Genomic DNA, 11,081 nt, shown 5'->3' with positions numbered 1-11,081 from the left:
ATAATATTGTATTACTTAGATTTTAATTATTGATAACTCGCGTGTGCGAAAGGTAAAGGTAGGACTTAGGTATGATTCAAATCGTTATTGATGGGAAATATCGAATCGTCGAGCAAGGGCAAACCGTTCTTGAAGCGGCAAAAACATGTGGTTTGGAGATCCCATCTTTATGTGGTTTGAACAAAACAGCGGATAAAGTACCGTGTGATTTGTGTGTCGTTGAAGTTGATGGCGTTGGGGTTACTCGCTCTTGTGAGCTTGAAGTGTCTAATGGGCTGAATATTACCACTCAGTCAAAACAGCTAACGAACCATCGACAAGAAGCGTTGAACCGCATCATGACCGATCATTACGCTGACTGTGAGGCACCATGCCAAACCGCTTGCCCTGCTGGCGTCGATATCCAATCTTACCTACATCATATTGCTCAAAATGATCACATCAAAGCGATAGAGGTGATTAAAAAGACGCTACCGATGCCGCTTTCGATTGGTCGTGTATGTCCTGCTTTCTGTGAAACCGAATGTCGTCGTAACTTGGTCGATGAATCCATCGCGATTCGCCAGCTCAAACGACATGCAGCGGACGCGGATCTAGCGGCTCAAGAGAGCTACATGCCTCCTAAGAAGCCAAACAAAGGCAAGCGCGTAGCAATCGTCGGTAGTGGCCCCGGTGGTCTTACGGCAGGCTATTATCTGTCGAATGAGGGGTATGACGTCAGTGTTTATGAGTCGATGCCTAAAGCGGGTGGTTGGCTGCGTTACGGTATCCCTGAATATCGCTTACCAAAGTCGATTCTCGATAAAGAAATTGAGTTGATGTGTCGCAACGGGATGGCCGTTGAATGTGACAAAAAGTTAGGTGTTGATTTTACATTGTCGGATTTAAGCAACGACTTCGATGCGGTTTGTTTAGCGGTTGGTGCATCACAAGCCGTTGAGATGAATTATACCGGAAGTGATTTAGCAGGTTGTTACCTAGGTGTCGATTACCTAAAAGACTATGTGACCGACAAGCATTTCATTACAGGTAAAAAAGTCGCAGTGATCGGCGGTGGTAATACCGCGATTGATTGTGCTCGAACTGCAGTCCGTGATGGAGCCGATACCACGCTAATTTATCGACGTACACGAGATGAGATGCCGGCGGAAGACTACGAAATTGAAGAAGCCGAACACGAAGGCGTCAAATTCCACTTCTTGACCAATCCAGCTGAAAATATCGCGGATGAAAATGGTCATGTATCTGAAATCCGATTAGAACGCATGGCGCTTGGCCCCGCGGATGCATCGGGTCGACGAAGCCCGAAACCGACGGGTGAGTTTTTTGTTGAAGCGTTTGATACGGTTATTGCTGCCGTGTCGCAAAAGCCTGATCTGAGCTTTATGGACAATGAGTCACTAGAAATCCCGTTAACGCGTTGGAATACCGCTGACGCTGATCCGCAAACCATGCACACGGGAACAGGCAATATCTTCAGTATTGGCGATTTCCGACGTGGCCCTGCAACCGCTGTCGAAGCAGTGGGAGATGGCCGAATTGCTGCGCAAGCGATCGACCGATTCTTTAATGGTGACATGAACCAGATCCCTGCTAAGCCTTTCAATTCAAGAAAGCAAAAGCAGCTAAAATCCGTTGACCCAGAGCAGTATAAATCGATACAGCGAATGGCTCGTAAGATCATGCCAGAGCTCACTCCAGAGCAGCGCGAGCAAAGTTTTGAAGAAGTAGAAACTGGCTTTGATAATACCGATGCGATAGCTGAAGCAGCAAGGTGTTTAGAGTGTGGCTGCCAAGCCAATACCGATTGCGACCTGCGAGACTATTCGACTGAATACAAGGCAACGCAAACGCATCCAGAATACAAAATCGATGTCGCTTCTAACGACAGTTGGCAAGCGATTCGCGCGGAAGAAACTAAGGTCGGTTTAACAAGACAAAAATTCGCGGTCGATGACAGCTCTGAATTCATTATTTTTGATGCCAATCGCTGCATCAGTTGCGGTCAGTGTATCCAAGCGTGTCGTGAACAGAATGTTCATGGCGTTTTAAGCTTCATGAATCAATCAGATGGTAAACCTGCGTCAAGGCCTGAGTGTCGTCCTAACTTCGGGGCCGATAAGACCTTAATGGGCGATTCTAACTGTGTTCAATGTGGTTCATGCGTTCAGGCATGTCCAACCGGCGCGATGGTGGATGCTCGTGACAGAAAGCAAGGTGATACAGACTTACTTAAGAAAGTCGACACCATCTGCACCTATTGCGGTGTGGGTTGCAAACTCACTATGCATGTCGACGAGAAGAAAAACAAAATCCGTTATATCGAAGGGGGAGACTCTCCGGTCAATGAGGGCATGTTGTGTGTGAAAGGGCGATTTGGTTTCGACTTTGTCGGCAGCGATGCGCGTTTAACCACACCATTAATCCGCAAAGATGGCTGGTTACAACCCGCAAGTTGGGATGAAGCGATTAAACTGATCGCTGATAAATTTACCGCGATTAAACAAGGCTTTGGCAGCAATGCTCTAGCGGGTTTCTCATCGGCTAAAACCACCAACGAAGACAATTATGCTTTCCAAAAATTCATCCGCCGTGAGCTTGGAACCAACAACGTCGACCACTGCGCTCGTCTTTGCCACGCTTCAACCGTAACTGGGCTTGAAGCTTCTCTGGGCAGTGGGGCGATGACCAATGATATTCCAAGCATCAAGCACTCAGATGTGATCTTTATTATTGGGTCAGACACCACTTCGGCGCACCCAATTATTGGTTCGCACATCAAGCAAGCAGTGAGACATGGTGGCGCTCGTCTTATTGTCGCCGATCCAAAAAAGATCGACATTGCCGATCATGCGGAACTTTATTTAGCGCATCGACCGGGAACTGACGTGATGTTGATCAATGGTGTGATGCAACAGATCATCAAGCACGGTTGGTATGATCAAGAGTATATTGAAGACCGAGTTGATGGCTTTGATACCTTGTTACAAGAGGTGATGTCGCCAAGCTATGCCTTAGACAAAGTGGAGCTGGTAACAGGTGTGAAAGCCGAAGATATCTTCGCGATGGCGCGTTTGATTGGCACCGCAGAACGCACAGCTGTGTATTACTCAATGGGTATTACGCAACACACCACAGGGCACGATAATGTTCGCTCGATTGCTAACCTGCAACTCTTGTGTGGAAACATCGGTATTGAAGGTGGTGGTATCAACCCTTTACGTGGTCAATCCAATGTTCAGGGTGCATGTGACATGGGCGCGTTGCCAAACAATCTACCGGGTTATCAGAAAGTGTATAACCCAATGGTTCGTCAAAAATTTGCGATGGAGTGGGGCGTTTCCGATTTACCTGCTGAAACGGGACTAACACTCACCGAGATCATCGATGCGGCGTGTCACCGTGACGTACGTGGTTTATACGTGATGGGCGAAAACCCAGTGCTCAGTGATCCGAACCAAGCACACGTGGTTGAAGGGCTTGAAGCACTGGATTTCCTTGTCGTTCAAGACATCTTCTTAACAGAAACCGCGCAGTATGCAGACGTGGTTTTACCATCTTGCTCATTTGCTGAAAAGTCGGGGCACTTTACTAATACTGAGCGACGTGTTCAGCGTATTAACCCTGCGGTTAATCCTCCTGGTGAAGCGAAAGAAGACTGGGTGATTATTCAGATGCTCGCCAACGCAATGGGTGGCGGTTGGGGCTATAACACCGTTGCCGATATCACCAATGAGATAGCTAGAGTAACACCGCAGTATGGTGGCTTACGTTGGGAGAATATTACTGTGAATGGTGTTCAGTGGCCGAGTAATAAGAACAACCCTGACGGCACTCGTATCATGCACCAAACTCAATTCACTCGTGGGCGTGGTCAAATGGAAGCTATTCCGTTTCGATACGCGGCGGAGCTGCCAGATTCAGAATACCCATTAGTGCTAACAACGGGACGTGTGCTGGAGCAGTTCCATACGGGTACCATGACTCGCAAAACAAAAGGGTTAGACAACTTAGCCGGACCGCGAGCAATGGTCAGCGTTCATGATGCTGAAGCGTTAGGGATCTCCAATGGACAGATGTTAAAAGTCTCGACACGTCGTGGTGAGATAGAGATTGCTGCTTTTGTCACTAAGAGGATGCAGAAGGGGGTGGTGTTTATTCCATTCCATTTCGTGGAATCTCCGGTGAACCGCTTGACGACGACAGCGACGGATCCACATGCCAAGATCCCAGAGTTTAAAGTAGCGGCTGTGCGTATTGATCCAATCCGCAAGCCTGAAATTGAAGCAACAGAGGCCTAACCTAAACTTCAGACATTAAAAAGCCGCGTAACTCTCAGAGTTATGCGGCTTTTCTATTGAACTCGATTAGGCATCGAATTACTTACTCAGTGACCAAGGTTAACTTGGTTAGCTCTTCATCTAGATTAGCTCGATACAATTTCGCTACCGTGAACACCAAATTGCTTAGCAGCGTAGGCAACGCGCTCTGCAGCTTTTGGGTATTCAGCAGGTGTACCTAGATTTTCAATATGATGCAAGCGAGGTAATAAACCTGCGCCGTTTGCAATCTGTATTGCTAATCCAGGACGAGCATTAAGCTCCAGTACCATAGGGCCTTCTTCTTGGTCTAAAACCATGTCAGTACCCATGTAGCCAAGACCTGTCATTTCCCAAGCGCTAGATGCAAGAGTCAGTAGTTTTTCCCAATGCGGCACTTGAAGTGCCGCCAACTCTTTCCCTGTATCTGGGTGATGAGTTACTGGTTGGTCAAACTGAACCGCACGCACGGCTTTCCCGGTCGCGATGCAAATACCAACACCCACAGCACCTTGGTGCAAGTTTGCCTTGCCGTCAGAAGCTGAAGTAGAAAGGCGCATCATCGCCATCACAGGGTAGCCTTTAAATACGATGATTCGTACATCTGGCACGCCTTCGTAACTGAAGCCTTCGAAACACTCATCAAACTTGATGAGGTTTTCAACTACGGCTACGTCGTTCTTACCACCTAGTGAGAAAAGACCGGCTAGAGCATTACTGATGTGACGCTCTACGTCTTCTTCGTTAATGGTTGACCCCGATGGTTTAGTGTAAACCCCATCTTTATGAGAGATCACTACAAGGATGCCTTTACCGCCACTTCCTTGTGCTGGCTTAATAACAAAGCCAGGCCACTCTTTAACCATTTTATGGATTGTTTTTACTTCAGCTTGGTGACCAATTACGCCAATCAACTTTGGTACGGTTGCACCAGCCTGTTCAGCAATAATCTTAGTCTTAAGCTTGTCATCAACGAGTGGATACTTGGAACGATCATTATAGCGACCAATATAACTATGGTTACGCTTGTTCATTCCCATTATGCCTTTATCTTTCAACTTAAACGGTGAAGTAAATTGATCAAACATAACTTAGTCCTCCGCTAGCGGTTTAAAGCGACGAAGCTCGGTTAGGCGGTAGCCTGTGTAGTTACCTAGTAGCAAGATGGTCGCTAGAATTACAAGCTGCAAACCAATAAAGTTGAACGTTAAGTGTTGAATGAACGGGTTAGTCATACCTAAGTAAACAAGTACCGCGGTAAATAGCGAGCCGCCACCTTGTAGTACAACTTCTTTCGCGCCTTCTTCTTCCCAAAGGATAGACATACGTTCGATAGTCCAAGACAAGATAATCATTGGGAAGAACGTAATCGATAGGCCTTCGGTAAGTCCGATTTTAAATGCGACGACAGTAAATATCGAGATAATCATAATTACCGTAATAATTACGGCGGATATCCTGGCCACGAGCAAGAGGTTGAGTTTGGATAAGTAACTTCGAATTATAAGACCAGTACCAACAATCAGTAGGAAGCCAACAATACCTGTCACCAACTGCGTTTGAACGAATGCCACGGCAATCAGAACGGGCATGAATGTACCAGAAGTCTTAAGACCTATGATAACTCGCAGGAACACAACGATAAGCGCACCAATTGGAATCAGCATGATGGTTTTAAACATCGCTTGCTCTTCTAACGGTAGGCTGTGGATCGACAGGTTCAACAGTTGGTCGGCAGAGACTTTACTGCTGGTTGCTTCTGTTGGTGAGATTTCCTGAGCAATCATCGAGAAGTGAACTTTACTGTTCTGGCCGCCCACTACATCTAATAGAGAGACATTTGATTCGTCCCAGATGAGTAGGTTTGGTTGAACTTGTTGCTCGCTAGATTCAGGAGAGAATAGAACCCATTGGTTATTATCCCAAATTTGGTTCATATGTTGGATTGATTGGCGACGACGTCCGTCTTCCAGTTCAATAACACCGACGACTTTGTTGTGGATTTTAGCGGCAGAAAGTAGCTTGTGTGTCGCTTCCACTTTGGTCATGTTATTCAGAATCAGCGCTGAGTTTTGGCTGTCTGGATCGTTAAGCGTTTTGATTAACTCACGAGTAAAGGTGATGTTGTCTGCTGAACGCTTGGTTGCTCTGTCAATCAAAGCAAGAGCTGCAGCTTCTTCAGGGCCGTCAAAGCTTGGTTGAGCCACATCACCTTCTGGAGGTGTTGAGGTAACGTTCGCTTGGCTATCGACTAAGAACTGGGTCTTGTAGTAGATAGTCTGTGGGCCATCTGCATGACGAATTGACCACTCAGCACGGCGACCTGAATCTGTATTCAAGTATGAAATACCGTAGCCTGGTGATGAAGCTGACTCGCCGATAAGTGTAAAGTTAGACTGTGTGTGAGGTGCGGCTAGTGAAACTTTTGCTTCTTTGCCCACTGCATTGAATTCGATACGAGCTTCAATATCCCAAACCTGATTAGTTTCGCCTGGAGTCCAGGGTACACCGTAGGTTGTATGTCGGAACATACTCAGTGTTATACCTGCTACGATGAGCAGGAAAATTGAGATATAAAATGGAATTCTTGACGTCATAGCTTACCCTACTATTGTTATTTAACTTCCGTTTGTACGTATTTTTTACTTACATCTACTAGCGCTATGTCTTTGATAAATTCGCGCCCTAGTAATACAGGGTGACTCATTTGAGAGCGATCCGCCAATGTAAATTGCGCTTTTTCATGGATTTTTCCAACTTTCACCCATAATTCAATCACAGCTCTACGTTCTGTCTGATCATTGGTTGATTGGCGGATTTTCACAAAACGTACAACAGGTGCTTCAATCCATTTCTGGTCTTCTGGCGATTGTGCTTTATCTGCTAAGTGGAACTTCACCCAGTCTTTACCGTTACGCTCGAATTCTTTGATGTCTACAGCATTTAAAGAAGAGGTTGTTGCGCCGGTATCAACACGCGCATCAAAGCTTTGGTTGATAGAATCAATGGATACTTTTTCGATTCCGCCAAGGATGGTCGGTTGTGATGTAGGAGCGATCGGTGGGGTTGTCACTGCTACAGGTTCTTCTTCCTCTAGCTGTTCAATAACTTTGTGTTCCATGCTCGTTAGGTGAACATCTAATTGGTTAGAAAGGGTGATAACTTCCTCTTCTAAGCTTTCTATATAATCACTTTGATTGCTGACTTGCAGTTCAAGGTTTTGAACCTTATTTGCGATGTTTGTCTCTGAGCGGGCAATAGCGTCGAGAGTTTCTTGGTGGTAGGCCGCACCATTGGTGAGGGTACAGCCAGAGAGCAAACCAACCGCCACAATTGGCGATAATCGCTTAAACATAAAAAAAACCTTTGGAAATTAGAGAATAGTTCAGACTATTTAGAAGTTTAGCCTACAAAAAAGGATGCGTGAAGCATCCTAATGTAAGAGTCTGGTCATATTGAATCGCAATGTGAGCGCTGCGCCAGTTATCGTCAATTGAAATAGCTCACTTATTAAACACAAGTCAATTTTTGTTCAATTTACGCGCTTTTAAGTCAAAGTTTACTGTGACAGATGTGATTGCTTCATTGCTACCAAAAACTATTATTCGGTGGTCACCAGAATAATAGTTTGGGACAACAAATTTACGGCTTTGTCGCCACAAGAACGGCACGTCTCGGCGCTGGGTGACCTTCTACGGTTTTACTTGGATCATTAGGATCTAAGTAATCCGGTAAAGAGTTGTGTGTCATCCACTCTGTTGTGCGTTGTTCGCCAACTGTCGTGACATTTTCATCAACGATACGCACGTCTTCAAAGCCTACCTGTTCAAGCCAGCGTTTCAGTGCGCGTGCAGATGGGAAGAAGTAAACGTTTCTCATTTGCGCGTAGCGGTCAACAGGCACAAGAACAGCGTTTTCGTCACCTTCAATCACTAACGTTTCAAGTACCAGTTCGCCACCAGATACCAATTGGTCTTTTAGTTGAATCAAATGATCAAGCGGTGAACGGCGGTGGTAAAGCACGCCCATGCTGAATACAGTGTCGTAAGCTTCCAGTTTTGGCAGCTGTTCAATACCTAAAGGTAAAAGGTGCGCGCGTTGGTCATCGCCCATCAGCTTACGGATAGCTTCAAACTGAACAAGGAAAAGGTGAGACGGGTCGATACCGACGGTCAAACGAGCACCTTCACCTAACATACGCCACATGTGGTAGCCATTACCGCAACCTACATCGAGTACTGAACGGTTTTTAAGCGGTGAGATATGTGGAAGTACACGGTCCCATTTCCAGTCGCTGCGCCATTCTGTATCGATATGAATGTCATGAACGGTATAAGGACCTTTACGCCAAGGGTGGAACGTCTTTAATAAGCTCTCTAGCTTTTTAAGCTCACCCGTTTGAAATGGTGTGCTGCTGCCGATAGTCACAGAGTTTTTCAAATCAACTTGATCAGGCACGCCTTGCGGGATTTTATTCAGTGCACGTAACCATCGGTCAAAGTCACCGTGCTCTGCATTTTGCCAATCCGTCAGCTGTTGAGGAAGAACATTGAGCCATGGTTGTAGGCGAGTGTCTTGGGCAATAAGTTGATAAAAATTGGCAAAATTAAACATAGTTTTTCACTGAGTTAATAGGGTCAATAAACCCTAAAATAAAAATTAAATTTGTCATTCCCTACAGTGAGGGACGAACATGATAGGGAATCTCGATTTATCGTACTTGATAGAGATTCCCAACTCGCTCGTTCCTCGTTCTTGAGGATGATGTTTTAGTACGAGCTGACTGAGTATGTGCGCTATTTAATCGCGAACATCGAACCGAAGTTGAAGCATTGGAACCACACTTCGCTACTTGAGAAGCCAATCTTTTCAAAACGTTGCTTATGAACGGGAATCGAATCTGGACGCATCACATTTTCGATAGCACTGCGTTTTTGGCTGACTTCGAGCTCGCTGTATCCGTTTGCACGTTTGAAATCATGGTGCAGATCAATAAGCAGTTCATTTGAACTTTCATCTTCAAACACAAACTTTTCTGACAGAATCAAAATACCGCCTGGACGTAATCCAGCATGGATCTTTTCAAGCAGAGCGTAGCGGTCGTCTGGTGATAAGAACTGCAAGGTGAAGTTCAACACAACAACTGAAGCGTCTTTAATCTCGATTTCACGGATATCAGCTTCGATAACTTCGACTGGCGTATCGCTTCGGTAGGCGTTTACATGCAGCTTACAGCGTTCAACCATGGCTTCCGAATTATCGACAGCAAAAATCGTACAGCCTTCTTGTTGGATGTGACGGCGCATTGAAAGCGTTGCTGCACCAAGAGAGCAACCCAAGTCGTAGATGTTTGAGTGTGGTTTTACGAAGCGTTCAGCTAACATGCCAATAGCAGAGATGATATTGCTATATCCAGGAACCGAGCGTTGAATCATATCTGGGAATACTTCAGCAACCCTTGCATCAAAGGTGAAATCACCAATTTTATCAATGGGAGCGGAAAAGATATTGTCTTTGTTGCTCATTGCATTCTCTCTCGACAGTCAGCGTAATCGGCACAGAATTCGTACCAAATAAAAGGGGACGTATTTTACGTAAAAAAATCGCTTGTGTCACGAAAACTGAGATTGATGAAAATGAACGCGTGTTAGTGGTTGTTTACTATCAAAACATCGAGATTTGATGAACACCTTTTTGAGCAGGAAACTCCGCCAAATTAGGCAAGGTTATCTGTGTGTGTTCAGCAACTTGCGTCTGTAATTGCTTATAGATAGCAATCGCCAACTCAGGGGCGTGATTATTGTCTGGTGTGTGAATCATTAAATAAGGCTGTTTACCTTCATTTAACCAAGTTGGTAATTTCGCGAACCAAGGTTTAAAGAAAGCCAGATTGGGTTCTTGGTCTGGATGTCCAATAAAGCGAACCATCGGATTGTTTGCTGTCGCAATGGCATGAACCGGAACACGTGGTTTCTTTTGATGTGCATCGATCACCGCTTCTGTGGTTGGTGGTGCGGAGAAAACAGGGCGGCTATCCATGATGATGCGATTGATCCCTTCTTCTATTAACCAATGATTGAAACGTTTTTCGGCATCGCCTTTATCAAAGAAACCAAGGTGACGAACTTCAACACCGAGCTGCATGTCATTTGGAAACAAGGTACAAAATTTTTGCAGGGCAGGGAGCATGCTGGGTTCGAAGCTATGGGGTAATTGAATCGTCCACTGACCAATGCGTCTGTGTAGGGGCGACATGGTGAGCAGAAATTCTTTGAGTTCGGCTTGGCAATGTTTTAAGTGCTGCTGGTGGGTGATGAACTTAGGCAGCTTAAAAGTAAACTTGAAATCATCGTGACTCGCGGCTTTCCAGTTATTGACCGTTGAGATACTGGGTGTCGCATAGAAAGTCGTGTTGCCTTCAACGGTATGAAAAACTTGGGTGTATTTTTCTAAGCGCTCAGCAGGTTTTGTTCCTTTACCATAGAACTGACTTTGCCACTCGGAATGAGACCACATTGTTAACCCAAGTCTTAGAGGTAAAGTTTCTGTTGTTATTACACGAGCATCCATCTATTACACCGTTAGTTTTCACGCCATTAGTCATTACAAAACGTTTTTCAGTTGAAACGAAAAACTACTGTACGAGACTTTTGCTGATTAAGGTACTTTCGAGATATAATCAGCACAATTTTTTCGGTTTTGATGAATCTTTGCGCACTTGATGGGCTAAAAAGCAGCAAAGCCAGATAAAACACAATAAAT

General features: G+C 45.3%; 7 protein-coding genes. 1 reads left to right on the top strand and 6 read right to left on the bottom strand.

All coding sequences use genetic code 11. The features are described 5' to 3' along the window. Window positions 1-71: 71 nt before the first annotated feature. A complete protein-coding gene (gene fdhF / locus ED652_RS03740; protein ID WP_122053520.1) occupies window positions 72-4,301 on the top strand; it encodes a formate dehydrogenase subunit alpha in 4,230 nt (1,409 codons plus the stop codon). Between the two features lie 125 nt (window positions 4,302-4,426). Here the strand turns inward: fdhF and ED652_RS03735 are convergent, their stop codons facing one another. From ED652_RS03735 to ED652_RS03710, 6 genes are all read right to left on the bottom strand, one after another. Beyond that, on the bottom strand, window positions 4,427-5,407 hold the full coding sequence (locus ED652_RS03735) for an alpha-L-glutamate ligase-like protein (protein ID WP_017105758.1): 981 nt from the start codon (window positions 5,405-5,407) through the stop codon (window positions 4,427-4,429). Between the two features lie 3 nt (window positions 5,408-5,410). Then, entirely contained in the window at window positions 5,411-6,916 is a 1,506-nt protein-coding gene (locus ED652_RS03730) for an inactive transglutaminase family protein (protein ID WP_017111041.1), read from the bottom strand. 17 nt (window positions 6,917-6,933) lie between these two features. Next, window positions 6,934-7,674 carry an ATP-dependent zinc protease gene (locus ED652_RS03725; RefSeq protein WP_065103269.1) on the bottom strand — a complete coding sequence of 247 codons (741 nt, stop codon included), beginning with the start codon at window positions 7,672-7,674 and terminating at the stop codon, window positions 6,934-6,936. Window positions 7,675-7,961: 287 nt separating this feature from the next. After that, a complete protein-coding gene (gene cmoB / locus ED652_RS03720) occupies window positions 7,962-8,933 on the bottom strand; it encodes a tRNA 5-methoxyuridine(34)/uridine 5-oxyacetic acid(34) synthase CmoB (RefSeq protein WP_017105756.1) in 972 nt (323 codons plus the stop codon). Window positions 8,934-9,115: 182 nt separating this feature from the next. Next, complete coding sequence (gene cmoA / locus ED652_RS03715; protein WP_017105755.1) at window positions 9,116-9,844, bottom strand: carboxy-S-adenosyl-L-methionine synthase CmoA; 729 nt, start codon at window positions 9,842-9,844, stop codon at window positions 9,116-9,118. A gap of 139 nt (window positions 9,845-9,983) precedes the next feature. After that, window positions 9,984-10,889 (bottom strand): DUF72 domain-containing protein, encoded by a 906-nt coding sequence (locus ED652_RS03710; protein WP_122053519.1) that lies wholly within the window; start codon window positions 10,887-10,889, stop codon window positions 9,984-9,986. Between the last annotated feature and the right edge of the window lie 192 nt (window positions 10,890-11,081).

Source organism: Vibrio sp. Evd11, assembly GCF_900382755.1.
In the GTDB taxonomy this organism is placed as follows: Bacteria; Pseudomonadota; Gammaproteobacteria; order Enterobacterales; family Vibrionaceae; genus Vibrio; species Vibrio lentus.
Note: the sequence above shows the minus strand (reverse complement) of the source record. Positions and strands in the feature narration are given on the sequence as shown.